Below are 23,998 nucleotides of genomic sequence, written 5' to 3' on the forward strand. Positions count from 1 at the left end.
GCGCTCGCTACCGGTTCTCCCTACCAGTGCGACGGGCGCTCGATCCGCGACGGCAGCAGCGTCCGCTCGTCGCCCCGAGCCCCCGCGATCTGCATTCGGGTGACGAACAGCGCGCCGGAGAGATCGGCGCCGCTCAGGTTCGCCCCGCGCAGATCCACACCGAGAAGGTCGCACCGATCGAGCAGAGCTCCCGAGAAGTCCGCACCGACCGCGAGGGACCCTCGCAGGCACGTACCCCGCAGATCCTCTCCCGCAAGCCGGGCACCGGCCAGATCTCGACCCGGCCCAAGGCCGGATCCGGCGCCGGAGCTGGAGACGACCCCCGCCCGCACCCTCTCGCTCACGTCGATCAGCAGCGGGCGCACGCGGTCGAACTCGGCGTCCACATCGAGCGCCGCGAGCGTGTCCGCACTCCCGTCGACGAGTGCCCGCACCCGAGACCGCGCCACCGCCACCGCCACCGCCACATCGTCCCCGCCCACGCGCTCGTCGGCCTCCTCGAGGTACCAGAGCAGCTCGTACAGTCGACGGACGACGGGGAAAACGGCGAACATCTCCCGAGCGAGCGAGTCGCTCTCTCGCCACGACCGACCACCGAACGTGCCGCGCGAGACCTTCTGCCCCGCACCCATGCAGTCGAAGGCCGTGCATCCGGTCAGGCCACGCGGGGTCAGCTCGCGATGGATGCGGCAGGCGTCGTCGCCGGCGAGATGATCGCACGGATCCCCGGCCGCCTTGTTCGACGGGAAATGTGCCGACTTAGAGAAAGCCAGTGCGACACAGCACAATCCGAAGCAGTAGGCACATTCGGCAACAAGCTCGGTCACCGAGCCGCCAGAGTCGCGAGCGCCGGCAGCAGCAGTCGGAGAGCGTGTCCGCGGTGCGAGGCCGCGTCCTTCTCCTCGGGCGTCAGTTCTGCAGCCGAGCGATCCTCGCCCGCCGGCACGAAGATCGGGTCGTAGCCGAAACCGCCACTCCCACGCGGCGTCCGGGCAATCGTGCCGCGCCAGGTCCCCCGCACGACGTGTTCGCCCGCACCGGGAATCACCAGCGCGCAGGCCGAGACGAACGCGGCGCCGCGGCGCTCGTCGGGCACATCGGTCAGCTGGCCCAGAACCAGTGCGGTGTTGGCGGCGTCGTCACCGTGACGACCGGCCCACCGCGCCGACAACACACCCGGCATCCCCCGCAGGGCATCGATCTCGATACCGGAATCATCTGCCACGCAGGCCATTCCGGTGGCCGCAGCACCGTCGCGCGCCTTGGCCAGGGCGTTCTCCTCGAACGTCTCGCCCGTCTCCGGCGCCTCGGGGAACTCCGGCACCTGATCGAGCCCCACCAGCTGCACCCCCTCGAGTCCAGCGGCGGCCAGTACGCGCCCCAGCTCCCGCAGCTTCTTCGGGTTCCGCGACGCGACCAGCAGGTCAGGCACCGGGCAGCTCGCCGGGATAGGGCAGTGCCAGGGCGTCCTTCTGGATCCGGAAGATCTGCTCGCACCCTGCCAGCGCCGAATCCAACATGGTGTCGAGCGTGGACCGCGCGAACGTCGCGCCCTCCCCCGTACCCTGCACCTCCACCAGCGTGCCGGTGTCGGTGGCCACGATGTTCATGTCCACCTCGGCGCGCGAATCCTCCTCGTAGGGCAGGTCCAGCCGCACCCGACCGTCCACGACGCCGACGCTCACCGCCGCGATCGCACACGAGATCGGCTGTGGGTCGGCCAACTTCTCGTGCGCGCGCAGGTAGGTCACCGCATCGCACAGCGCCACGTACGCACCGGTGATGGCCGCGGTGCGGGTGCCGCCGTCGGCCTGCAGCACGTCACAGTCCAGAGCGATGGTGTTCTCCCCGATCGCCGCGAGATCGATGCACGCGCGCAGCGACCGCCCCACGAGCCGACTGATCTCGGAGGTGCGGCCGCTGACCTTGCCGCGCACCGACTCTCGCCCGTTTCGGGTGTGCGTCGCGGCCGGCAGCATCGCGTACTCGGCGGTCAGCCAGCCCAGGCCCGATCCCTTGCGCCAGCGCGGAACACCCTCCTCGACGCTGGCGGTGCACATCACACGCGTCTGCCCGAACTCGACCAGGACCGACCCGGCCGGATGCGAGGTGAAACCGCGGGTGATGGTGATGGCGCGGAGCTCGTCGTCCGCCCTGCCGTCTTCTCGTGTGGACACCCGATCACCCTATTCGAGGGCGGTCAGATCTCGTGGACATCCCCCGGTGAGACCGCGGAAACGGGTCCGTCGTACTCCGCCTTCGCCTCGGCGATCACGTCCTCGCGCGAGGTCCAGGGCGGGATGTGGGTGAGCAGCAGCTCCCCGACCCCGGCGAGGGTGGCCAGGCGCCCGGCCTCGCTTCCGGACAGATGAACACCCACCGGACGATCCGGCGAATCCGTCCACGACGCCTCGGCGAGAAGGACGTCGGCGCCGCGGGCGAGTTCGACGACGGCCTCGCACATACCGGTGTCACCGCTGTACGCGAGGACGCGACCGGTGTCGCCGACCACACGCACGCCGTAGGACTCCGGCGGGTGGAAGACCCGCCGCGTGGTGATCGAGAGCGCGCCGTGCGCGATCACACCGGCGTCGGTCAGTTTGCGCAGATCGATCGTGTCGGACATGTCGTCGATGGAGCCGCCCGCCTCGGCGGAGGCCACACCCAGACGGAACGCCGCATCCGTGGGGGCGTAGACGGTGGCGCGACCGGTGGGTGGATTGGGGTGGTAGCGACGCCACACCAACAGGCCGGGCACGTCGAGGCAGTGATCGGCGTGCAGGTGCGAGAGCAGAATCGACACGTCACCGGGGTTGACATACCTCTGCAGAGCGCCCAGCACGCCGGGGCCGAAATCGAGCACCAGCGGTGTCGTCCCCGGCGCATCGAGCAGGTATCCCGAGGCCGGCGAGTCGGGGCCGACGACGCTGCCCGAGCAGCCCAGGACGGTCAAGCGCATACCGGTCATCGTGCCACGCCCGGACCTCGCGCGAGGTGAACACGGCCGGTTCAGGACGTCGAGAACCGACCCGGTGTCGGTTGCGGCTGCCGTCGACGCGCGGTGATCCACGCGGCGATCACGCCGCCGACCGCGCCGGACAGATGACCCTGCCACGAGATGTCGGGCGACGAGGGCAGCACTCCCCACAGCAGCCCCCCGTAGACCAGCAGCACCACGACCCCGATCAGGATCTGAACGCCGCTGCGATTGAAGAATCCGCGCAGCAGGAGGTAGGTGATCCAGCCGAACACCACACCGGATGCGCCGAGGTGAACGGTGTTCGACCCTGCGATCAACCAGGTGCCGAGCCCGCCGATCACCCAGATGACGGCTGTCGCCGCCAGTCCCCGTCCGATGCCCGAGATCAGCACCGTGAACCCGAGTACCAGCAGTGGCCCGGCGTTGGAGTTCAGGTGATCCCAGCCGTGGTGGAGCAACGGGGCGAGAGCAACACCGACCAACCCGGACGTCTCGCGCGGGCGAATGCCCTCCGCGTCGAGGCGATTGCCCACCGCCATGTCGACGGCCTCGATCAGGTAGAGCGCGAGGACGAAGCCGACGGCGAGCACCAGCGCGGCGAGCACCGGCGTCGATCTCCGGTCGGGAGCAGGGGCGGGGGCGCCGGGTCCGTAGGTCATGTCGTGGCCTCTCGGTGCGGGGATCAGTGAAATGCGGACGGGAACTGCTGGCGGTAGGTCGGGATGCGGGCCACCGAGGTCGCCGACAGCACGGCCGAGACGATGGCCTGCTCGACCACCGGTGCGACAGCGCGGCACAGCGCATCGAGCAGACGCAGGTCCGACGCCATCTGCGGTGGGACGAGCGGGTCCGCGGGAACCGCGGTGCGCCCGGTGGCGACGGCAAAGATGGTGTCGCCGTCGAGCGGGGAATGCACCGGCCGAACAGCACGCGCCAGGCCGTCGTGTGCCGCCACCGCCAGACGACGACACCCGGCGGCCGACAGCGGTGCGTCGGTGGCGACGACGGCCAGTGTGGTGTTGAGCGCGGTCGCCTTGTCCGCGAGAACACGCGCGCCGCGCACCTCGGCGGGATCGGGCACGCCGAGACCGTGAGTCGACGCCCACAGCAACCCGGTGTCCGGATCGAACACCGACCCCACCGGGTTCGCCACGACCAGCGCGGCCACCGTCACCCCGGCAGCGATCCCGTCCGGCAGGGTCGCCGAGGCCGTGCCGACGCCGCCCTTGAGCACTCCGGCGCGCGCGCCTGTCCCGGCGCCCACCGACCCGAGTTCGAACTGCGGCGACGCGTCGGCCGCCGCGCGGTAACCGAACTCCGCCGTCGGGCGCACCGACCAGTCCCCGACGGGCAGATCGAAGATCACAGCGGCGGGCACGATCGGCACCACGTGCGCAGGGGAACCCATCGCGATTCCGCGGCCGTTCTCCTCGAGCCACGTCATCACCCCGTCCGCGGCGGCCAGGCCGTAGGCGCTGCCACCGGTGAGCACCACGGCGTCGATCTGCTGCACCGAATGCGACGGGTCGAGCAGGTCGGTCTCACGTGTGCCGGGGCCACCGCCGCGCACATCGACCGCGGCGATGGTTCCCGTCGGCAGGATCACCACGGTGACGCCGGTGGCCGCACCGACACCGGGGCCGTCGGCGTCGGCCAGTCGAACCTGCTCGTCGAGCGCCGTGTGATGGCCGACCAGGATCCCGGCCACGTCGGTGAGGGAGCCGGTGGTGCCCGCGGCGGTGACGTCCGGATCGGTCATGGCATCAGTGCCTGAACGAGCGAGTCCTGCATCCAGGTCAGCCAGTGGTAGACGTCGAGGTGCGGTGCGCGCGGATCGTCGGGCGGGTAGCTCTCCGGTGTGTCGGAGTCGATCTCGAGGGTCGAGCCCAGTGCCAGACGCACATCGTTGAGCGCGGTCAGCCACGCATCGGCCTGTTCGCGGGTGAGCACGATCCGACCACCCGTATCGGGGAGCGTGTCGAGCAGTACCTTCGCCGCCGTCCGCTTGGCGTCGATGATTCCCGGCTCGTGCAGGCTGCGGAGCGCGCCGTTGAGATCGGCGGTTCCCTCCTTGCCGAGGACCGGTGCATCCGGGGCATGGAAGTCCGGCAGCAGGCGCGCCAGTGTCGAGTCGTCGGGTGCGGTGGTGTGGCCGGAGCGGATACCGGTCAACTCGGCGAGGTCGTCGACCGGCGCGTCCGCGGCCCGCTGGGCCAGCAGGGCGCTCACGGACTCCACGAGCGAACGCAGCACCGCCGCCTCACGCGCGTCGACCTCGGATCGGATCTTGACTCCTCCGAGGGAACTCTTCCTCTGCCACGCGCGCACACCTCGACTCTAATGACTCGCGCGGTGTGCGGCCGCGAAGATCAGCCGTCGTGCTGCATCGTCGCCCACAGTCCCGCTTCGTGCAGGCGCGCGACGTCGTGTTCCATCTTCTCCCGCGGGCCGCTCGACACGACGGCCTTCCCCTCGTTGTGCACCTGCATCATCAGCTCGGTCGCCTTGGCCTTGCTGTAGCCGAAGAGCTTCTGGAACACGTAGGTCACATAGTGCATCAGGTTGACCGGGTCGTCCCACACGATCGTCACCCACGGTGCGTCGTGGGCTGTGTCCTCCCGAGCGACGGCGACAGGGGCTCGGGCAGGCTCGACGGCAGGGACCGAGGCCACGGGAGCGTGACACCGGGCGGTGGGCGACATGGGGTCAGGGTACGACGGACCGGCGGGCTCCGGCCAGGTGCTTCCCGCACCACCCGGGCCCGGATTGCCCGTCGCCGACGGTGGGTACAGTCCGGTCGTGACGTCGACGGCCCTGCTGACCGACAAGTACGAACTGACCATGCTGGCGGCGGCGCTCGGTGACGGTACCGCCGAACGGGAGTGCACGTTCGAGGTCTTCGCGCGCTCGCTTCCGCCGGGTCGGCGCTACGGCATCGTCGCGGGAACCGGTCGGGTGCTGACGGCGCTGGCCGACTTCCGGTTCGGCGACGACGAGCTGTCCACGGTGGCCGAGTTCTCCGATCCCGCCACGGTCGAGTTCCTACGCCGATACCGCTTCCGCGGTGACATCGACGGGTACCGGGAGGGCGAGCTGTACTTCCCGAACTCACCGATTCTCGCGGTACGGGGCACCTTCGCCGACGCCGTCCTGATCGAGACCCTGGTGCTCTCGATCCTCAACCACGACAGCGCCGTCGCGTCGGCAGCAGCGCGGATGGTGTCCGCCGCATCCGGTCGCACCATCATCGAGATGGGCTCGCGGCGCACCCACGAGGAGGCTGCCGTCGCCGCCTCGCGGGCGGCGTGGATCGCCGGATTCACCGCGACGTCGAACCTCGAGGCCGGCCGGCGACACGGCATTCCCACAGCGGGGACGTCCGCGCACGCGTTCACGCTCGTGCACAGCGGACCCGACGGACCCGACGAGGCCGGGGCCTTCCGTAGTCAGATCGACGCGCTCGGCGTGGGCACGACGCTGTTGGTGGACACCTACGACATCACCGCGGGTGTCGCGACGGCCATCGCCGTCGCGGGCCCGCAACTCGGCGGGGTGCGCATCGACTCCGGTGACCTCGGGGTGCTCGCCCGGCAGGTGCGTGCGCAGCTCGACTCCCTCGGCGCGGTGGCCACCAGGGTGGTGGTCTCGGGGGACCTCGACGAGTACGCCATCGCCGCGCTGCGCGCCGAGCCGGTGGACACCTACGGGGTGGGTACCTCGGTGGTCACCGGATCAGGCGCTCCCACGGCTGGCATGGTGTACAAGCTGGTGGAGGTCGACGGTGTGCCCGTCGCCAAGCGCAGTGCCGACAAGGCCACTCGGGGTGGAGGCAAGCGGGCGTGGCGGGTGGCCCGCGCCTCGGGCACCATCGTCGAGGAGGTGGTGCGGCCCGCCGACGCCGGAGCGCCCACGAGAGCTGATGCCCTGGTGCGAGAGTTGATGGTGCCGCTGGTTCGGGCCGGGCAGGTGATCCCCGGCGGCGGGGACGATCCCGCTGCGGCCCGTGAGGTCGTGGCGGCCGGGCTGAGCTCGCTGCCCTGGGAGGGGCTGGCCCTCTCCCGCGGCGAGCCGGCAGTTCCGACGGTGCTGACATGACCGGCGCCGCGTGAGAACCTGACCGACATGACCCTGGCGCTGATCGTGGTGGACGTGCAGAACGACTTCTGCGAGGGCGGCTCCCTCGCGGTCGCGGGCGGCGCCGCCGTCGCCACCGGGATCACTGCGCTGATCGGTTCGGATCACTACTCCGTCGTGGTTGCCACGCGCGATCACCACATCGACCCGGGGACGCACTTCTCCGACACGCCCGACTACGTCGACTCGTGGCCACCGCACTGCGTGGTCGGCACGGCGGGCGCGCGCTTTCACCCGAACCTCGACACCTCCGCCATTGCCGCGGTGTTCTCCAAGGGTGAGTACAGCGCCGCCTACTCCGGCTTCGAAGGCAAGACGGACGGGGGCACGAGACTGGCCGACCATCTGCGCGGCCACGGCGTCACGGCCGTCCACCTGGTGGGTATCGCCACCGACTACTGCGTGCGCGCCACTGCACTGGACTCCGTCGCAGCGGGTTTCGCCACGACCGTGCTGCTCGATCACTGCGCCGCCGTGACACCGGCGAACACCGACACGGTGGTGAGCGAGCTGCGTGCTGCCGGCGTCGCCGTCGACGCGGGCACGCCGCCGCGCTGACGTAATCTTCCACGGTGCCGTCCGCGATCCCCCCCGTACCGACACTGTTGGCCACCGCGGTGAGCGCGCTCGGGGGTACCGAGCGCGGTGCGCAGTTGACCATGGCGTCGGCGGTCGCGCACAGCATCGACACCGGCGAGCACCTGGCGGTGCAGGCGGGCACCGGAACTGGGAAGTCGCTGGCATACCTGGTGCCCGCACTGCGACACGCTGTCGAAACCGGCCGCACCGTGGTGGTCTCCACCGCCACGATCGCCCTGCAGCGCCAGTTGATCGACCGCGATCTGCCCCGTCTGGCGAAGGCCCTGGCAGCGCCACTGGGCCGTGAGCCGCGCTTCGCGATACTCAAGGGGCGCGGGAACTATCTGTGCCTGAACAAGCTGCACGGGGCGCCGGCCGATCAGCCGGACGGCGAGGCGATGTTCGACGCGTTCGCCCTCTCCCGTCTCGGACGCGAGGTCGCGCGGATCACGGCATGGTCGTCGGACACCGAGACCGGCGATCGAGACGAGCTCGAGCCGGGGGTAGGCGATCAGGCGTGGCGGCAGATGAGCGTGACCTCGCGTGAGTGCATCGGCAAGGCGCGCTGCACCTACGGCGACGACTGCTTTGCCGAGAGGGCCCGGGTGGAGTCCGGTCGCGCCGACGTGGTGGTGACCAATCACGCGATGCTCGCCATCGATGCGATCACCGGGATCTCCGTGCTCCCCGAGCACGACGTCGCCATCATCGACGAGGCCCACGAACTGGTGGACCGCGTGACCGCCGCGGCCACGGCGGAGTTGTCGTCGGCCTCGATCTCGACTGCGCTGCGGCGCGCCGGATCGCTGGTGGACGACGAGATCTCCGACCGCCTCGCCGCCGCCGGCGAAGGGTGGGCGGCGTTGCTGGAGGAGTCCGCACCGCGCCGGTGGGAGGAGTTACCCGACGGCGCCGCACATGCACTCGCCGCCGTTCGTGACGCGGCGTGGGGGGTGCGCACGGCGATCGGTCCGAGCCAGAACTCCGCGGCCGATCCCGACGCCGCCGCTGCGCGCACGGCGGCGTTGGCCGCCGTCGACGACGTCCACGACACCGCGGTGCGGATCCTCGAGACCTTCGCCGAGTCGGACCCGGCCGCGCGCCGCGACGTCGTCTGGCACGCGCGCGAGGAGTTCCGCGAGGTGGCTCGGCAGGTGGTCCGGGTGGCGCCGCTGTCGGTGGGCGGATTGTTGCGCACCCGACTGTTCGCCGAGGCCACGGTGATCCTCACCTCGGCCACCTTGACAGTGGGTGGGTCCTTCGACGGGTTGGCCGTGACGTGGGGGCTGCCGGCGCGCAGCTCGGCCACGGTGGACACGGCCCTCGCGACCGGCCTCGAGGCGCCGTCGGACGAGACGACGGTGCGCTGGAACGGCCTCGACGTGGGCTCGCCGTTCGACTACCCGAAGGCGGGCATCCTCTACATCGCCGAGCATCTGCCGGCTCCCGGCCGCGACGGGCTCTCGCCGGCGTACCTCGACGAGATCGAGGCCCTGGTGCGAGCTGCCGGTGGCCGCACCCTGGGGCTGTTCTCCTCGATGCGCGCCGCGAAGGACGCGGCCGCGCAGATGCGGGAGCGGCTGGATCTGCCGATCCTGTGCCAGGGCGACGATCAGACCGGCGCGCTGGTGCAACGCTTCGCCGACGACGAGGCCACCAGCCTGTTCGGCACGCTGTCCCTGTGGCAGGGCGTCGACGTTCCGGGCCGCTCGCTGACGCTGGTGATCCTCGACCGGATCCCGTTCCCACGCCCGGACGATCCGCTGCTGGTGGCCCGCCAGCGGGCCGTCGCCTCGCGCGGTGGCAACGGATTCATGGCCATCGCGGCCAACCATGCCGCGTTGCTGCTGGCGCAGGGGGTGGGTCGGCTGATCCGCAGTGTCGACGACCGCGGTGTGGTGGCCGTCCTCGATTCGCGACTGGCGACGGCGCGGTACGGCAGTTACCTGCGCGCGTCGCTGCCCCCGTTCTGGGAGACCGGCGACCCGGCGGTGGTCCGGGCCGCCCTGACCCGACTGACGTCCTGAGCATGCTGCGGCGGGCCGACGCCGCACGAGTGTGCAGCGGCAGCACCACGTCCGGCCGAGGTGGGTGAAAACTGCGTTACGGCACGACGCGAAGCTCTTGTGTTCACACCTGTGCTGGTCGACAGTTTACCTATGGCAACTATCACCGAGGGGCAGGCGCCGTACGTCGACGGCCACACCTGGTACCGACTCACCCGACCCGACTCGCCGACAATCGGAGCCGTACCGCTCGTGGTCCTTCACGGCGGACCCGGCATGGCTCACGACTACGTCCGCAACATCGCCGAGTTGGCGGACGAGACCGGACGCCTGGTCGTGCACTACGACCAGTTCGGGTGCGGACGCAGCACCCATCGCCCGGACGCTCCCCCGTCGACCTGGACACCCCAGTTCTTCATCGACGAGTTCTTCTCCCTCGCCAGGCATCTCGACCTCGATCGGTACCACCTGCTCGGCCAGTCGTGGGGCGGGATGCTCGGGGCCGAGATCGCTGTGGGCGCACCCGACGGCCTGCGGTCGCTGTCGATATGCAACTCGCCGGCGTCGATGGAGCTCTGGTCGGCCGGCGCCGCCGAACTGCGGGCGCAACTGCCCGAGCACCACCGGCGCGCGCTCGACGAACACGAGGCCGACGACACGCTCGATCACCCCGACTACATTGCGGCAACCGACGAGTTCTACCTCCGGCACGTCTGCCGCACGAGCCCGACACCACAGGACTTCCAGGACACGTTGGCCCAGCTCGAGATCGACCCCACCGTCTACCACACCATGAACGGCCCCAACGAGTTCCACGTGGTCGGCTCCCTCGGGGACTGGACGATCGTCGACCGGCTCCCGAACATCGTCGCCCCGACCCTCGTGATCGCCGCGGAGTTCGACGAAGCGACCCCGGCCACCTGGGCGCCGTACGTCGAGCGGATTCCCGACGTGCGCGCGCACGTCTTCGCCGGAGCGAGCCACTGCACCCACCTCGAGCTCCCCACCGAGTTTCGCGCCGTCGTCGCGGACTTCCTCGCCGAACACGACGACGGAGAACGCTCGTGACGGCGCCGCGTGCGGGCACCGCCGACTCCGACCTCTCCCCGCAGCAACAGCTCGAGTCGTACGGCTACACGCAGGAGTTGAAGCGGTCGGTCTCCACCGTCGACCTGCTCGTGTACGGGTTGATCTTCATGGTCCCCATCGCCCCGTGGGCGATCTTCGGCACCGTCTACAACGCGTCCGCGGGCATGGTCCCGCTGGTGTACCTGGTCGGCCTCGTGGCGATGATCTTCACGGCCGTCGCCTACGCGCAGATGGCGCGGTCGTTCCCGCTCGCCGGATCGGTGTTCACCTATGTCGGTCGCGGCGTCCATCCGATCGCCGGGTTCTTCGCGGGCTGGGCCATCCTGCTCGACTATCTGCTCGTTCCCACCCTGCTCTACGTCTTCGCCGCGGAGTCGATGATCGGGCTGTTCCCCGGCACCGCGCGGTGGATGTGGGCGTTGATCTTCGTCGCGGTCAACACCGTGGTGAACCTGCTCGGGGTCAGCTCCCTCGCACTGGTGAACCGGGTGTTCCTCGCCGCCGAGGTCGTGTTCATCGTCGCGTTCGTCATCATTGCCGTGCGCGCGCTCAACAACGGCACCATCCCCGGCGCGGAGTACACCGCGACACCGTTCTGGGACTCCGGTTCGGTGACCGGGCCGCTCATCGCGTCCGCCCTGTCGATCGCGGTGCTGAGCTTCCTCGGGTTCGACGGCATCTCCACCATGGCCGAGGAAGCCACCGGTGGCCGTAGCGCGGCGGGTAGGGCGATGATCGGAGCACTGGTGGTGGTCGCGTTCCTGTTCGTGCTCCAGACCTGGTTCGCGTGCATGCTGGCAGCCGGTCGGGACTCGTTCGACGACTCCGAGGTCGGCAATGCCTTCTTCACCCTGGTGGAGAGGGCGTCGTCGACGGGGTGGTCGAAGGCGTTCCTGGTGATGAACGTCGTCGCCGTGGGCATCGCGAACGCCATGGCCGCACAGGCCGCCACCTCACGCCTGCTCTACTCGATGAGCCGGGACAGGCGCCTACCAGCGTTCCTCTCCCGGATCGATGCACGCCAGGTTCCGAGCGCCGCGATCATCGCCGTGTCCTCACTGTCGGCAGTACTGGTGCTGTTCTTCGTCGGACAGATCGATCTGATCTCCTCGCTGGTCAACTTCGGTGCGCTGTTCGGATTCCTCCTCCTGCACATCTCGGTGGTGGTCCACTTCATCGTGCGGCAACGCTCGCGCAACTACCTGCTGCACCTCGTCGTCCCGGTCGTCGGATTCGCGATCATCGGATACGTCCTGATCAACGCGGCGACCGCGGCGAAAGTGGGCGGCCTGGTGTGGCTGGTACTGGGCGTCGGGGTCTTCGCGCACTACCGGTGGTTCTCCTCGCGCCGCCACGAGTAGCCCTCACGTACTGCGGACTCGCGCCGGGAGAAGGGGCTACGGTTGGTCCGAGGATCCAGCTCGTCTGCAGGAATGAGGGTTCAGGTGACCGGCCGACTCGGCATCGACGACGTACTGCCCGACACCGCGGCCGGGCGGTACCCGGCAAAAGCTGTTGTCGGAGAAGCATTTCCGATCTTCGCCCGGGTGTGGCGCGAGGGGCACGACGCCGTCTCGGCCACCCTCACCGTTCGGGGGCCGGGTCAGCGGACACCGCAGCGCATCACCATGACGCCCGGTACCGAGGCCGACACGGTGCACGCCATCTTCGTACCCGACTCGCCCGGATTCTGGATCGCCCGCATCGAGGCCTGGGGCGATCCGATCGCCACGTGGATGCACGGTCTCGACGCGAAGCTGGCCGTGGGGCAGGGGCCGGCGGAACTGGCCAACGACCTCGAGGTCGGCGCACTGCTGCTCACCCGCGCCGCCCGCGGGGTACCCGCGAACCAGCGCGCACTGCTGACCGACGCCGCCACCGCGCTGCGCAGCGATGCCCAGCTGGCCGCCCGCGTCGCGCCCGCGCTCACCGACGAGGTGCGTGCCCTGCTCCGCACACACCCACTACGCGAGCTGGTCACCCGCGGCGACGCGATCAACGTCTGGGTCGATCGCCGCGTGGCGCTCTTCGGGTCCTGGTACGAGCTGTTCCCGCGCTCGACCGGAGGGTGGGACGAGAACGGCGCACCCCGTCACGGCACGTTCGCCACCACGGCGCAGGCGCTGCCGCGGGTCGCACGGATGGGGTTCGACGTCGTCTACTTCCCGCCGATCCACCCGATCGGTCGGATCAACCGCAAGGGTCGCAACAACACGCTCACGCCCACCGAGTCCGACGTGGGCTCGCCGTGGGCCATCGGCGCCGCCGAGGGTGGACACGACGCGATCCACCCCCAGCTCGGTACCGAGGCCGACTTCCGCGAACTACTCACCGTCGCACGCGACCTCGGGCTCGAGGTGGCTCTCGATCTGGCGCTGCAGTGCGCGCCCGACCACCCGTGGGCCAGTGCACACCCTGAATGGTTCACGGTGCTACCCGACGGCACCATCGCATACGCGGAGAACCCCCCGAAGAAGTACCAGGACATCTATCCGGTCAACTTCGACAACGATCGCAAGGGTATCTACGCCGAGGTGCTGCGAGTCGTCCGGTACTGGGTGTCGTTGGGGGTCAGGATCTTCCGCGTCGACAATCCGCACACCAAGCCACCGGATTTCTGGCAGTGGCTCATCGCGGAGGTCAAGCGGACCGACCCGGACGTGCTCTTCCTCGCCGAGGCGTTCACCCGTCCCGCGCGGTTGTACGGGCTGGCCCGGCGCGGATTCACGCAGTCCTACACCTACTTCACGTGGCGTACCGCGAAGTGGGAGATCGAGCAGTTCGGTGCCGAGATCGCCGCCCGCGCCGACACCGCCCGGCCCAACCTGTTCGTCAACACTCCCGACATCCTGCACGCAAGCCTGCAGCACGGCGGTCCGGGAATGTTCGCCATCCGCGCCGTTCTCGCCGCGACGCTCTCACCCACGTGGGGGGTGTACTCCGGGTTCGAGCTGTTCGAGCACCAGGCCGTGCGTGAGGGCAGCGAGGAGTACCTCGACTCGGAGAAGTACCAACTGCGTCCACGCGACTTCGAGGGCGCCCTGGCCCGCGGCGAGTCGCTCGAATCCTGGCTGACCCTGCTCAACACGGTCCGCCGGGCCCACCCGGCGCTGCAGCAGCTGCGGAACCTGCACTTCCACCGCGTCGACGGCGAGTCGATCATCGCGTACTCGAAGTTCGATCCGATCACCGGCGACGCGGTGCTGACGGTGATCAACCTCGACCCGTACGGCGCGCAGGAGAGCACCGTCCACCTCGACATGCCCGCTCTGGGACGCCACTGGCAGGACCACATCACCGTCACCGACGAGATCTCGGGCCAGCAGTTCCACTGGGGGCAGGCCAACTACGTGCGGCTCGAGCCGTGGCGCAGTGTGGCGCACGTTCTGATCCTGCCGCCGGTCCCCCAGCCGGCCCGCACCGAACTCGCGTTCCGAGGAGGCACCGCGTGAGCACCGGCCCCGACCGGACCGAGCCGCCGGGCCACGCCCCGAGCGCCCACGACCTGGCACTGCTACGCGACGGTCGCCACCACGACCCGCACTCGGTGCTCGGCGCGCACCCCAGCTCCACGGGCACCGTGATCCGGGCACTGCGACCCGACGCCGAGTCGGTGGTCGCCGTCATCGGCGGGGTCGATCACCCCCTCGCGCACGTCGCCGACGGCATCTTCAGCGGCGAGGTGCCGTTCACCGATCTGATGGACTACCGGCTACGGGTGAGCTACCCCGGTGGGCACACCGTCACCGTGGCCGACGGGTACCGGTTCCTGCCCACGCTCGGCGAGTTCGACCTGCACCTGTTCGGTGAGGGCCGACACGAGCGACTGTGGGAGATCCTGGGCGCGCGCGTTCGCTCGTACACCACACCCGACGGCGAGGTCACCGGCACGTCGTTCGCGGTGTGGGCCCCGAGTGCGGCCGGCGTGAGCGTGCTCGGCGACTTCGACGGCTGGACCGGACGCACCTGGCCGATGCGCACGCTCGGGTCCACCGGGGTGTGGGAGGTGTTCGTTCCCGGTGTGGGAGCCGGCGCCCTGTACAAGTTCCGCGTCCACGGATCGGACGGGGTGACACGCGACAAGGCCGACCCCATGGCCTTCGGCACCGAGGTGCCACCGTCGACCGCCTCGCGCGTGGTCACGAGCACCCACGCCTGGTCCGACTCCGACTGGATCGCGCGTCGGGAACAGGGAGAGCCGCACCGCTTGCCGATGAGCGTGTACGAGGTGCACCTGGCCTCGTGGCGGCCGGGTTTGACGTACTCCGAACTGGCCGAACAACTGTCGGCGCACATCAAGGCCACCGGCTTCACCCATGTGGAGCTTCTGCCCGTCGCCGAGCATCCGTTCGGCGGGTCCTGGGGCTACCAGGTCACCTCCTACTATGCCCCGACCGCACGATTCGGTACCCCGGACGACTTCCGCGCGTTCGTCGATCGGATGCACCGTGACGGCATCGGCGTCATCGTCGACTGGGTGCCGGCCCACTTCCCCAAGGACGAGTGGGCGCTCGCCCGATTCGACGGCGGCCCGCTCTACGAGCACGGCGACCCGCGCCGCGGCGAGCAACTGGACTGGGGCACGTACGTGTTCGACTTCGGTCGCACCGAAGTGCGCAACTTCCTGGTCGCCAACGCGCTCTACTGGTTCGACGAGTTCCACGTCGACGGGCTGCGCGTGGATGCGGTGGCGTCGATGATCTACCTCGACTACTCGCGACCCGACGGTGGCTGGGTGCCCAACATCCACGGTGGCCGGGAGAACCTCGAGGCGGTGGCGTTCCTGCAGGAGATGAACGCCACGGTCCACAAACACCACCGCGGGGTGGTCACCATCGCCGAGGAGTCGACGGCGTGGCCCGGCGTCACCCGTCCCACCAGTGTCGGCGGCCTCGGGTTCTCCATGAAGTGGAACATGGGGTGGATGCACGACACGCTCGGCTACATGGGCCGCGATCCCATCCACCGCTCGTATCACCACCACGAGATGACCTTCTCCCTGGTGTACGCGTGGAGCGAGAACTACATGCTGCCCATCAGTCACGACGAGGTGGTGCACGGCAAGGGCACACTGTGGACCCGCATGCCGGGCGACGACTTCGCCCGCGCGGCCGGGCTGCGGGCGATGCTCGCGTACATGTGGGCGCACCCGGGCAAGCAACTGCTGTTCATGGGCCAGGAGTTCGGTCAGCGCGCCGAGTGGTCCGACGAACGCGGACTCGACTGGGGTGATCTCGAGGGCGACGGCGTCGCGGCCCTGCACCGCGGGGTGCTTCAGATGGTGGGCGACCTCAACCGCACGTACGTCGAGCGCGCCGCATTCTGGTCACAGGATGCCTCGCCGAGCGGCTTCTCGTGGATCGATGCCAACGACACCGCCAACAACGTGCTGACCTTCCTGCGTTACTCCGACCGCGGCGACGTGGTGGCGTGCCTGTTCAACTTCTCCGGTTCGGTACACGGCGACTATCGTGTGGGTCTACCGGAGGTCGGGCGGTGGAGGGAGATCCTCAACACCGACGCCACGGTCTACGGCGGCGCGGGGGTGGGCAACCTCGGCGCCGTCACCGCAACCGATCAGCCCTGGCACGCGCGTCCGGCCTCGGCGACGGTGGCGCTTCCGGCATACGGCGCCATTTGGCTCGGATTGGAGAGATGACCGATGGGGCAGGGCCCGCGTACGTATCGAAAGCCCTACGCGGCGCTGGCGGCGACGGCCCTGCTGACCGTGGCGCTCACGGCCTGCGGTGGCACGGTCACCGGCAACCCCGTGTCGATCTACGCGGACCCCTTCACCGTGGGCGGGCTGCCTGCCACGTCCGGCCCGTCGGGTCCGCGGGAGGGTAGCCCGCACGCCACGCGCGATGTCGAGAACTACGAGGGCAACGACGCGGACATCCTCGCCGTCGACGCGATCGACGACGTCGAGTACTACTGGCAGGAGGTGTACGGCGGCTACTTTCCCGGCCGGTTCGAACCGGTGACGAAACTGATCTCCTGGGACGCGGGCGATCGGCGCGGCAACTCCCCCGAGTTCTGCGGCGAGGACTCCAGCGGCGAGGTCAACGCGGCCTTCTGCTCGAAGGAGATGTCCATCGGGTGGGATCGAGGTGAGCTGTTCCCCGCGCTGATCGACGAGTTCGGGCCCATGTCGGTGGTGATGGTGATCGCGCACGAATACGGCCACGCCGTCCAGGACATGGCCGGGATCGGAAGCAGTGAGGCGAGCATCGTCGACGAGCAGCAGGCCGACTGCTTCGCCGGAGCATTCATGCGTCACGTCGCAGAGGGCAAGGCGCGACACTTCACCCTCAACACCTCCGACGGATTGAACTCGGTACTGGCCGCCACCGTCGCAGTTCGCGATTCGGACCCCGGGGCACCGGATTCGGTGCACGGGTCGGCCTTCGAGCGGGTCACGGCGTCGCAGATCGGGTTCACCGACGGACCGGGGGCCTGCGGGAGGATCGATGCCGCAGAGATCGAGTCCCGTCGCGACAGCCTGCCGTCGAGCTTCGACGACCCGAAGGACACCGGCGAGACCCCGGTGACCAAGGATTCGGTGGAGTCGATCGTCTCGGCACTGAAGATCGTTGCCCCCACGTCGCCGGAACCCACGGTCGATCTGGGCGGATCGGATCAGAACTGCCCGGACGGCAAGGCCACCGACCCGGTGTCCTACTGCCCGTCCACCAACACCATCGGTGTGGACCTGCCCGGTCTGACCCAGCGTGGCGAGCCGGTGCGTCCGCGCAGCGATCAGGTGCTGCCGGTCGAGGTGACCGGCGATTTCAGTGCGTACGTGGTGCTGATGTCGCGCTACATGCTCGCCGTACAGAAGAACGAGGGGCGCACGGTGGACGACGCCAGGACACCGTTGCGCTCGGCGTGCCTGGTGGGCGCGGCCACCGCAGCGCTCTCGCCCGAGCGAGCGACGCCGGATCTGACGATCCTGCTCTCGCCCGGCGATCTGGACGAGGCGGTGTCGGGGTTGCTCACCGATGGTCTCGCCGCGAGCGATGTCAACGGCAACACCGTTCCCAGCGGTTTCTCCCGAGTGGACGCCTTCCGCGCGGGAGTTCTGGGTTCGCCGGAGGTCTGCACCGCGAACTACGGGTGAGAGCGCCGCGGCATCGGGCACACTCGGCGCTATGACCAACAGCGACAGCAGTGCCTCCGACAGCACCGGTAGCTCGGACACCGAGTGGTACTACGACGTGGCGACCAAACAGGTCTCACAGGGCAAGAACACACACGCCCTCGACCGAATGGGCCCCTACCCTGATCGGGCCACCGCCGAGCGGGCACTCGAGATCGCCGCGGCGAGAGCGAAGTCGTTCGACGACGAGGACGACTGAGCCGGGATCAGAAGAGGGCTGCGGCGAGCTTGCGGCGCGCCGCGACAACCAGCGGGTCTGCGACGTCGAACAACTCGAACAGCTCGAGTAGGCGCGCCCTCGCGGCCGCACGCTCGTCTCCCGCGGTGGCCTTCACCAGCGCGATGATTCGTTCGAACGCCTCCGCGGTGCGCTGGGCGTACATCAGGGCGTCGGCCGCTGCGAGCCCCTTCTCGACGTCGGTGGGGTCGGCGTCGGCCTGGTCGAGAGCGTCGGGCGCCAGGCGCACCACGCGCTCGAGGAACCGCACCTGGCGCAGCCCGCCCAGGGCGTCGCGGTTGGCCGGCTCGGCGTCGAGGATCGTGGTGAAGGCGCGCTCGGCGGCCTCGAGGTCACCGGCGGCCAGCGCCGTTTCCGCCGCGACGAAACGAGGGTCGTCGGGCTCCTCGGCGGGACCCCGTGTGGTCGGGCCGGTGAGCTTGCCCTCGACGGCGCGGGCGATGGCGTCGAGCCACTGCCTCAGCGCTTCCTTCGGCTGATCGCCCTGCAGGTCCGCCAGGGGCTGACCGGCCGCGACGGCAACCAGGGTGGGCACGGCCTGCACCCCGAAGGCCTGCGCGATCCGCGGACTGGTGTCGACGTCGACGTTGGCAAGGATCCAGCTGCCGCCGTCCTCGAGGGCCAGCGTCTCGAGCGTGGCCGTCAAGCGCACCGATTGCGGCGACCGCGACGACGCGAGATTGACGATCACCGGAACCTCGGTGGACTTGGCCAGCACGTTCTGCTCGAAGTCCAGTTCGGTCACGGCCACGATCACGGTGGCACCGTTGTTGGCCTTCGGTGGCGGCGGCGCATCCTTGGCGGCGGCCTTGGCCTTGAGAGCCGACAGATCGACGGCCCCCGACATCGCGGCGGCGGTAGCGGCAGTGGTGCGGGGCGTTCGGGATCCGGGTCGCGTCACGCCTGTATTTTGTCATCCGCCGCGCGGGGCGAGCCAGCGGCAGGTGCGTCCGACAGTTCCGCGAGCAGACCTTTCCGGGCGACCCACCGCTCGAAGATGATCGTGCCGAAGGGCGGGATGCTGGCGAGAAGAGCGATGCCGGTGACCGGCAGCGACCACTTCAGGGCACGGGCGGTGACGATGGCGATCAGGACGTACGCCACGAAGACCACGCCGTGCAACATGCCGGGCACTCGGACGGCGCTGTCGATGTTGGGATCCGGGATCCACTTGATCGCCATGCCGATGAGCAGGATCACCCAGGTGATGGCCTCGGCGACGGCGACGAAGCGAAAACGTCTGGCCACAGTGCTGAGATCGAAGAACTTGGACATGAGACCAGTGTGCCCCGGGCCGGTGGGTTAGCGTTACGAGGTGACCGCCACATCCCACCCCACCCCGGACCCCGCCCCCACGGCAGAGATGGTCTCAGCCGGTCTCGTCACCGCGATCGATCACGTGGGCATCGCCGTACCCGATCTGGACGCCGCGATCGCGTGGTACGCCCAGCAGCTCGGATTCGTCAGCACGCACGAGGAGGTCAACGAGGCCCAGGGTGTGCGCGAGGCGATGCTCTCGGCGCCCGGCGCGCCGGCGGGGTCGGCGCAGATCCAACTGCTCGCACCCCTCGACGAGTCGTCGACGATCGCGAAGTTCATCGACCGATCAGGCCCGGGTCTGCAGCAGTTGGCCTTCCGCGTGACCGATCTCGACGCGGCGTCGGAGTTCCTGCGCGCCCGCGGCGTACGACTGCTCTACGACGCTCCCCGGCGCGGGACCGCCGAATCGCGGATCAACTTCCTGCACCCCAAGGATGCCGGCGGTGTGTTGGTGGAGTTGGTCGAGCCCGCCACCGGGTCGACGCACTAGGCCGGACCCGCACCGAATCGGGGCCTGAACTGGTAACGAGGGCGGTGCGGGCGGTAAGTTGACCGCCATGCAGAACGACAACGCCTCAGGCTCGATGAACCTCCCTTTCACCGTGGTCCGCAAGGGGTTCGACAAGGACGAGGTGCAGCGCTACTTCGAGCGTTTCGATGCCGAACTGCGAGTGACGGCCACCGACCGTGATGCCGCCGCCGCACAGGCGCGCGATCTGGCGATCCAGCTCGAGGACGCTCGCGACGAGATCGACGATCTCCGGCGCGATATCGACCGGCTCTCCGTTCCGCCCACCACGGCCGAGGGCATGAGCGACCGCATCTCCCGCATGCTCCGGCTCGCGTCGGACGAGGCCTCGGAGGTCCGCTCCAACGCTCAGGCCGAGGCCGCCGAAATGGTGTCGGTGGCCGAGCAGGAGGCCAAGCGCCTGCGCGACGAACACGCGGCGATGCTCGCCGAACTCGAGAAGCGTCAGACCGAACAGCAGAAGCTGCAGGCCAAGACACTTGCCGACGCCAGGAGCGAGGCCGACAAACTCCTCGCCGACGCGCGAGCCGAGCGCGAGCGTCTCGACGCCGAGGCCGAAGCCAAGCGGGTGGCGGTGCAGGAAGACTTCGACATCACCATCGCTGATCGCCGAGCCACCGTCACCAAGGAACTCGACGAGCTCGACCGCACCAGCAAGGCCACCGCCGCGGAGCGCCTGGCCACCAGCACCGCCAACGCCGACCGCCTTCTGGCGGAGAGCACCGCGGAGGCGAACCGCTTGCTCAGCGAGAGCAAGAAGGAGTCCGAGCGACTGCTCACCGAGAGCAAGAAGGAGTCCGAGCGACTGCTCACCGAGAGCAAGACCGAATCCGAGCGCCGTCTCGCCGAGAGCAAGGCCGAGTCGGAGCGGCGGGTGAACGAGGCCAACGCCCAGGCGCAGCGCACCCTTGCCGATGCCACCGCCGAGGCGAAGCGGCGCCTGCAGACCGCCACCGAGCAGTCCGAGCGTCGAATCGCCCACGCCAAGGAACTGGCCGAGGAACTGCGGGTGCTGCGCGGACGCGTGCTGGCTCAGCTGCTCGGTATTCGCGGCCAGCTCGACTCGGTGCCCGCAATGCTGGCCTCGGTCAACCGCGAGAGCGAACTGCTCGACAACACCCCCGCCGCCGACGACAAGGGCGCGGCCACTGCCGCTCCCACCTCCCCGCGCAGCACGGCCGCCCCCGCGAACGGCGACGGATCGACGGCTGCAGCGACCCCCGCGTCCTGACCATCGGCGTCGGGCCCAACCGCTTCAGGACCACCGACGGGTCGGGCCGCGCGATCGGCGGCCCGACCAACAGCCGGTGTGCCAGTGACGGCGTTCCTGCGCGCCGCTCGCGCCCTCGTGCGGCCACACCACGACGTGCGCCACACCGACGGCTATCTCGTGGTCGCATCCCGGGCATCGGTACACCTTGACCGCACGGGCTCCAGGGATGGGCCGCACCAGGTAGGTTTCGTCGGCGTCGGTTGCCGGGCCCGACTCGGTGCGCGCGGTGGCTCCGCCGAACGTGGCTTCCCGTCGGCCGGATGCAGCGTCGCGGCGACGATTGTGATTCCGGCGGGGCACGGTAACCCAGTGTAGGGGGACCGGCATGGATCAGAAGAGCCGGAACTCCGAGGTGTCGATCCCCCGCAGCGCGTCGTAATCGAGAGTCAGGCAGCGGATCCCACGATCCTCGGCGAGGGTTCGAGCCTGCGGCTTGATCTGCTGCGCGGCGAAGATTCCGGACACCGGGGCCAACGTCGGATCGCGGTTGAGCAGCTCGAGATACCGCGTCAGCTGCTCAACCCCGTCGATGTCGCCACGACGCTTGATCTCCACGGCCACCGTGCGGCCGCTGTCGTCGCGTGCGAGCAGGTCCACCGGACCGATGGCGGTGCGGAACTCCCGGCGAATCAGGGTGAAGCCCTGCCCGAGGGTGCCGACGTGCTCGGCCAGCAACTCCTGGAGGTGGGCCTCCACTCCGTCCTTGATCAGCCCTGGATCCACACCCAGTTCATGGTGTGAGTCGAGTTCGACGTCCTCGATGGTGATGCGCAGCTGTTCACCGGCCTTGTTGGTCACCACCCACAGTCGCCGGTCGGTGGGGACCACCTCGGCGTCGGGGTCGGGTGCATCGGGGCCGGGTTCGGGGGGCTCGGCGTCCTCGACCAGCGTGCACGGGGGACTCATCCAGTTCAGCGGCTTGTACGCACGGTCGTCGGCGTGAATGCTCACCGAGCCGTCGGCCTTGATCAGCAGCAGCCGACGCGCGAACGGCAGGTGCGCGGTGAGACGACCGACGTAGTCGACACGGCATCGGGCAATCACAAGTCGCACCATGTCACCCTAGAGCAGTCGCCGTTGACCTATTCTCGGGTTCACCATGGCTCGTTTCCGCCGCACCGTAGCCCCGTTGGGATCCTCACTGCTCGGTGACCCGCAGGAATCGCCACGCCGGCGCCGGATCCGTGTTCAGATCCTGCTCACCACATCCCTGCTGGTCGCCAACCTCATCGGGATCGTCATCGTCGCCGCTCTGATCAGCGTGGTGGTACCGGGGCCGAACGTGGTGACCCCGGAGCAGTACTGGTGGGTGAACTTCATCCTCGTTCCGGTGTTCATCGTGGTGGCGCTGGTGTTCGGCACCGCGTACGGCACTCGACGCGCGCTACGCAGCCTCGCGTGGGCCAGCGACGACCGCGAACCCACGGTGACCGAGCAGCGCGCGACACTGAAGATGCCGTGGACGTTGACGCGAATGCAGGTGATCCTGTGGACGTTGGCCCTGATTCTGGTCACCACGGCCGACGGCATCATCGATCCGCAGACAATCCCGAAGGTCGCGTTCACGATCGCATTCGGTGGCACCACGGTGTGCGCGTTCAGTTACCTGCTCACCGAGTTCGCACTCAGGCCCGCGGCGGCGCGCGCGCTCGAGGCCGGCGCGGTCCGCCGCACCCGTGTCGGCGGGGTGGTCGGTCGATCGCTTCTGTCGTGGGGCCTGGGCAGCGGCGTACCGGTTGTCGGGTTGATGACGATCGCGATCTTCGTCTTCATTCGTCCGAACGTCTCCGCCAACCAGCTCGCCGTCGCCATCCTGGCCCTGGGTTCGATCACCCTGCTGTTCGGCCTCCTGCTCACCGTGCTCGGAAGCCTGGCGACCACGGCACCCATCGACAACGTGCGCGCCGGCATGGACTCGATCGCCCGCGGTGACCTGGACGTACGCGTGCAGGTGTACGACGGCACCGAACTCGGTGAGCTACAGCGCGGATTCAACCTGATGGCCGACGGCCTGCGCGACCGCGAGCGAATTCGCGACCTGTTCGGCAAGCACGTGGGCACCGAGGTCGCCGAGGCGGCCGTGGCCAAGACCCCCGAACTGGGCGGCGAGGAGCGCGATATCGCCGTCTTCTTCATCGATCTCGTGGGGTCCACCGAACTCGCTGCTTCGCACGAGCCCAAGCATGTCGTGGCGCTGCTCAACCGTTTCTTCCACGTGGTGGTCGAGGAGGTCGATCGTCACCACGGCTTCGTCAACAAGTTCGAGGGCGATGCAGCACTGGTCATCTTCGGCGCGCCCGGTGAGGTCGACGACGCGCGGGGGCGAGCCCTCGCTGCCTCCGTGACCATTCGGGATCGGTTGCTCGTGGAGGTACCCGAATGCAGTGCGGCGATCGGCGTCGCGTCCGGGCTGGCCGTGGCCGGCAACATCGGCGGCGCTGCACGATTCGAATACACGGTGATCGGAGATCCGGTAAACGAGGCGGCGCGCCTGTCCGACCTGGCCAAGACGCTCCCCGGCGCACTCGTCGCATCGGCCCCCACAGTTCAGGGCGCGCGGGACGGTTCGGGCTGGATCCTGGGAGAATCGGTGACCTTGCGTGGACGCTCCGAGCCCACGCAACTGGCCGTCCCGGTATCACCCTGAGCATGAATGCACGAAACCCCCGACCGAAGTCGGGGGTTTCGCGT

Annotated in this window: 24 protein-coding genes; 12 read left to right on the forward strand and 12 right to left on the reverse strand. The window is 69.3% G+C overall.

Annotated features, from left to right (window positions below):
• Positions 1-20: 20 nt before the first annotated feature.
• Genes ACY48E_RS08940 through clpS form a run of 8 tightly spaced genes read right to left on the reverse strand, consistent with a single transcriptional unit; the run spans position 21 to position 5,682 of the window.
• Entirely contained in the window at positions 21-827 is an 807-nt protein-coding gene (locus ACY48E_RS08940) for a pentapeptide repeat-containing protein (protein WP_462871784.1), read from the reverse strand.
• Positions 824-1,423, reverse strand: coding sequence for an RdgB/HAM1 family non-canonical purine NTP pyrophosphatase (gene rdgB / locus ACY48E_RS08945; protein ID WP_462871822.1), 600 nt, complete (start codon positions 1,421-1,423; stop codon positions 824-826). The genes ACY48E_RS08940 and rdgB overlap by 4 nt, the downstream gene beginning before the upstream one ends.
• A 1-nt stretch (position 1,424) precedes the next feature.
• Complete coding sequence (rph, locus tag ACY48E_RS08950) at positions 1,425-2,177, reverse strand: ribonuclease PH (RefSeq protein WP_462871785.1); 753 nt, start codon at positions 2,175-2,177, stop codon at positions 1,425-1,427.
• A 23-nt stretch (positions 2,178-2,200) separates the two neighbouring features.
• Positions 2,201-2,959 (reverse strand): cyclic nucleotide-degrading phosphodiesterase, encoded by a 759-nt coding sequence (locus ACY48E_RS08955; protein WP_462871786.1) that lies wholly within the window; start codon positions 2,957-2,959, stop codon positions 2,201-2,203.
• A 50-nt stretch (positions 2,960-3,009) separates the two neighbouring features.
• A complete protein-coding gene (locus tag ACY48E_RS08960) occupies positions 3,010-3,639 on the reverse strand; it encodes a rhomboid family intramembrane serine protease (RefSeq protein WP_462871787.1) in 630 nt (209 codons plus the stop codon).
• Positions 3,640-3,662: 23 nt separating this feature from the next.
• Positions 3,663-4,739, reverse strand: coding sequence for a P1 family peptidase (locus ACY48E_RS08965; protein WP_462871788.1), 1,077 nt, complete (start codon positions 4,737-4,739; stop codon positions 3,663-3,665).
• Positions 4,736-5,308: an oxidative stress transcriptional regulator AosR gene (gene aosR, locus ACY48E_RS08970; protein ID WP_462871789.1), complete on the reverse strand. Its 573-nt coding sequence runs from the start codon at positions 5,306-5,308 to the stop codon at positions 4,736-4,738. The genes ACY48E_RS08965 and aosR overlap by 4 nt, the downstream gene beginning before the upstream one ends.
• A 41-nt stretch (positions 5,309-5,349) precedes the next feature.
• Complete coding sequence (gene clpS / locus ACY48E_RS08975; RefSeq protein WP_462871790.1) at positions 5,350-5,682, reverse strand: ATP-dependent Clp protease adapter ClpS; 333 nt, start codon at positions 5,680-5,682, stop codon at positions 5,350-5,352.
• Between clpS and ACY48E_RS08980 the strand changes: the two genes are divergently transcribed.
• The 9 genes from ACY48E_RS08980 to ACY48E_RS09020 all read left to right on the forward strand — a co-directional run bounded on the left by ACY48E_RS08980 (position 5,681) and on the right by ACY48E_RS09020 (position 18,146).
• Positions 5,681-7,075 carry a nicotinate phosphoribosyltransferase gene (locus ACY48E_RS08980; RefSeq protein WP_462871791.1) on the forward strand — a complete coding sequence of 465 codons (1,395 nt, stop codon included), beginning with the start codon at positions 5,681-5,683 and terminating at the stop codon, positions 7,073-7,075. The two genes, clpS and ACY48E_RS08980, sit on opposite strands and share 2 nt — an antisense overlap.
• Positions 7,076-7,102: 27 nt before the next feature.
• On the forward strand, positions 7,103-7,672 hold the full coding sequence (locus tag ACY48E_RS08985; protein WP_462871792.1) for an isochorismatase family protein: 570 nt from the start codon (positions 7,103-7,105) through the stop codon (positions 7,670-7,672).
• Positions 7,673-7,686: 14 nt separating this feature from the next.
• Positions 7,687-9,720 carry an ATP-dependent DNA helicase gene (locus tag ACY48E_RS08990; protein ID WP_462871793.1) on the forward strand — a complete coding sequence of 678 codons (2,034 nt, stop codon included), beginning with the start codon at positions 7,687-7,689 and terminating at the stop codon, positions 9,718-9,720.
• Positions 9,721-9,852: 132 nt separating this feature from the next.
• A complete protein-coding gene (locus ACY48E_RS08995) occupies positions 9,853-10,767 on the forward strand; it encodes a proline iminopeptidase-family hydrolase (RefSeq protein ID WP_462871794.1) in 915 nt (304 codons plus the stop codon).
• The gene (locus ACY48E_RS09000; RefSeq protein WP_462871795.1) at positions 10,764-12,149 is read left to right on the forward strand and encodes an APC family permease; all 1,386 of its coding nucleotides are present in this window, start codon (positions 10,764-10,766) and stop codon (positions 12,147-12,149) included. Before ACY48E_RS08995 ends, ACY48E_RS09000 begins: the two co-directional genes overlap by 4 nt.
• A gap of 84 nt (positions 12,150-12,233) precedes the next feature.
• Positions 12,234-14,240: an alpha-1,4-glucan--maltose-1-phosphate maltosyltransferase gene (locus tag ACY48E_RS09005; RefSeq protein WP_462871796.1), complete on the forward strand. Its 2,007-nt coding sequence runs from the start codon at positions 12,234-12,236 to the stop codon at positions 14,238-14,240.
• Complete coding sequence (gene glgB, locus ACY48E_RS09010) at positions 14,237-16,447, forward strand: 1,4-alpha-glucan branching protein GlgB (protein WP_462871797.1); 2,211 nt, start codon at positions 14,237-14,239, stop codon at positions 16,445-16,447. The genes ACY48E_RS09005 and glgB overlap by 4 nt, the downstream gene beginning before the upstream one ends.
• Positions 16,448-16,450: 3 nt before the next feature.
• Positions 16,451-17,908, forward strand: a complete 1,458-nt coding sequence (locus ACY48E_RS09015; protein ID WP_462871798.1) for a neutral zinc metallopeptidase — start codon at positions 16,451-16,453, stop codon at positions 17,906-17,908.
• A gap of 31 nt (positions 17,909-17,939) precedes the next feature.
• Complete coding sequence (locus ACY48E_RS09020) at positions 17,940-18,146, forward strand: hypothetical protein (protein ID WP_462871799.1); 207 nt, start codon at positions 17,940-17,942, stop codon at positions 18,144-18,146.
• A 7-nt stretch (positions 18,147-18,153) separates the two neighbouring features.
• Here the strand turns inward: ACY48E_RS09020 and ACY48E_RS09025 are convergent, their stop codons facing one another.
• Together ACY48E_RS09025 and ACY48E_RS09030 are read right to left on the reverse strand one after the other, a co-directional pair.
• A complete protein-coding gene (locus tag ACY48E_RS09025) occupies positions 18,154-19,032 on the reverse strand; it encodes a tetratricopeptide repeat protein (RefSeq protein ID WP_462871823.1) in 879 nt (292 codons plus the stop codon).
• Between the two features lie 50 nt (positions 19,033-19,082).
• Positions 19,083-19,460 (reverse strand): DUF3817 domain-containing protein, encoded by a 378-nt coding sequence (locus tag ACY48E_RS09030; RefSeq protein ID WP_462871800.1) that lies wholly within the window; start codon positions 19,458-19,460, stop codon positions 19,083-19,085.
• Positions 19,461-19,548: 88 nt separating this feature from the next.
• Here ACY48E_RS09030 and mce point away from each other — a divergent pair, with 88 nt between their 5' ends.
• On the forward strand, positions 19,549-19,995 hold the full coding sequence (gene mce, locus ACY48E_RS09035; RefSeq protein WP_462871824.1) for a methylmalonyl-CoA epimerase: 447 nt from the start codon (positions 19,549-19,551) through the stop codon (positions 19,993-19,995).
• A 67-nt stretch (positions 19,996-20,062) separates the two neighbouring features.
• Entirely contained in the window at positions 20,063-21,265 is a 1,203-nt protein-coding gene (locus ACY48E_RS09040) for a hypothetical protein (protein ID WP_462871801.1), read from the forward strand.
• Positions 21,266-21,289: 24 nt separating this feature from the next.
• Here the strand turns inward: ACY48E_RS09040 and ACY48E_RS09045 are convergent, their stop codons facing one another.
• Entirely contained in the window at positions 21,290-21,607 is a 318-nt protein-coding gene (locus ACY48E_RS09045; protein WP_462871802.1) for an ATP/GTP-binding protein, read from the reverse strand.
• Between the two features lie 30 nt (positions 21,608-21,637).
• A complete protein-coding gene (gene nucS / locus ACY48E_RS09050; protein WP_462871825.1) occupies positions 21,638-22,360 on the reverse strand; it encodes an endonuclease NucS in 723 nt (240 codons plus the stop codon).
• Positions 22,361-22,406: 46 nt separating this feature from the next.
• Here nucS and ACY48E_RS09055 point away from each other — a divergent pair, with 46 nt between their 5' ends.
• Positions 22,407-23,954 carry an adenylate/guanylate cyclase domain-containing protein gene (locus tag ACY48E_RS09055; protein WP_462871803.1) on the forward strand — a complete coding sequence of 516 codons (1,548 nt, stop codon included), beginning with the start codon at positions 22,407-22,409 and terminating at the stop codon, positions 23,952-23,954.
• The last annotated feature ends 44 nt before the right edge of the window (positions 23,955-23,998 follow it).

This window comes from Rhodococcus sp. AZ1 (assembly GCF_054979605.1).

What these genes read in the sequence shown, in the direction of transcription:
- ACY48E_RS08955 (WP_462871786.1), bottom strand. Translation starts at nt 2,959, where the DNA reads ATGCGCTTGACCGTCCTGGGCTGCTCGGGCAGCGTCGTCGGCCCCGAC.
- ACY48E_RS08960 (WP_462871787.1), bottom strand. Translation starts at nt 3,639, where the DNA reads ATGACCTACGGACCCGGCGCCCCCGCCCCTGCTCCCGACCGGAGATCG.
- ACY48E_RS08965 (WP_462871788.1), bottom strand. Translation starts at nt 4,739, where the DNA reads ATGACCGATCCGGACGTCACCGCCGCGGGCACCACCGGCTCCCTCACC.
- ACY48E_RS08980 (WP_462871791.1), top strand. Translation starts at nt 5,681, where the DNA reads ATGGGGTCAGGGTACGACGGACCGGCGGGCTCCGGCCAGGTGCTTCCC.
- clpS (WP_462871790.1), bottom strand. Translation starts at nt 5,682, where the DNA reads ATGTCGCCCACCGCCCGGTGTCACGCTCCCGTGGCCTCGGTCCCTGCC.
- ACY48E_RS08985 (WP_462871792.1), top strand. Translation starts at nt 7,103, where the DNA reads ATGACCCTGGCGCTGATCGTGGTGGACGTGCAGAACGACTTCTGCGAG.
- ACY48E_RS08995 (WP_462871794.1), top strand. Translation starts at nt 9,853, where the DNA reads ATGGCAACTATCACCGAGGGGCAGGCGCCGTACGTCGACGGCCACACC.
- ACY48E_RS09015 (WP_462871798.1), top strand. Translation starts at nt 16,451, where the DNA reads ATGGGGCAGGGCCCGCGTACGTATCGAAAGCCCTACGCGGCGCTGGCG.
- ACY48E_RS09020 (WP_462871799.1), top strand. Translation starts at nt 17,940, where the DNA reads ATGACCAACAGCGACAGCAGTGCCTCCGACAGCACCGGTAGCTCGGAC.
- ACY48E_RS09025 (WP_462871823.1), bottom strand. Translation starts at nt 19,032, where the DNA reads ATGTCGGGGGCCGTCGATCTGTCGGCTCTCAAGGCCAAGGCCGCCGCC.
- ACY48E_RS09030 (WP_462871800.1), bottom strand. Translation starts at nt 19,460, where the DNA reads ATGTCCAAGTTCTTCGATCTCAGCACTGTGGCCAGACGTTTTCGCTTC.
- mce (WP_462871824.1), top strand. Translation starts at nt 19,549, where the DNA reads ATGGTCTCAGCCGGTCTCGTCACCGCGATCGATCACGTGGGCATCGCC.
- ACY48E_RS09040 (WP_462871801.1), top strand. Translation starts at nt 20,063, where the DNA reads ATGCAGAACGACAACGCCTCAGGCTCGATGAACCTCCCTTTCACCGTG.
- ACY48E_RS09055 (WP_462871803.1), top strand. Translation starts at nt 22,407, where the DNA reads ATGGCTCGTTTCCGCCGCACCGTAGCCCCGTTGGGATCCTCACTGCTC.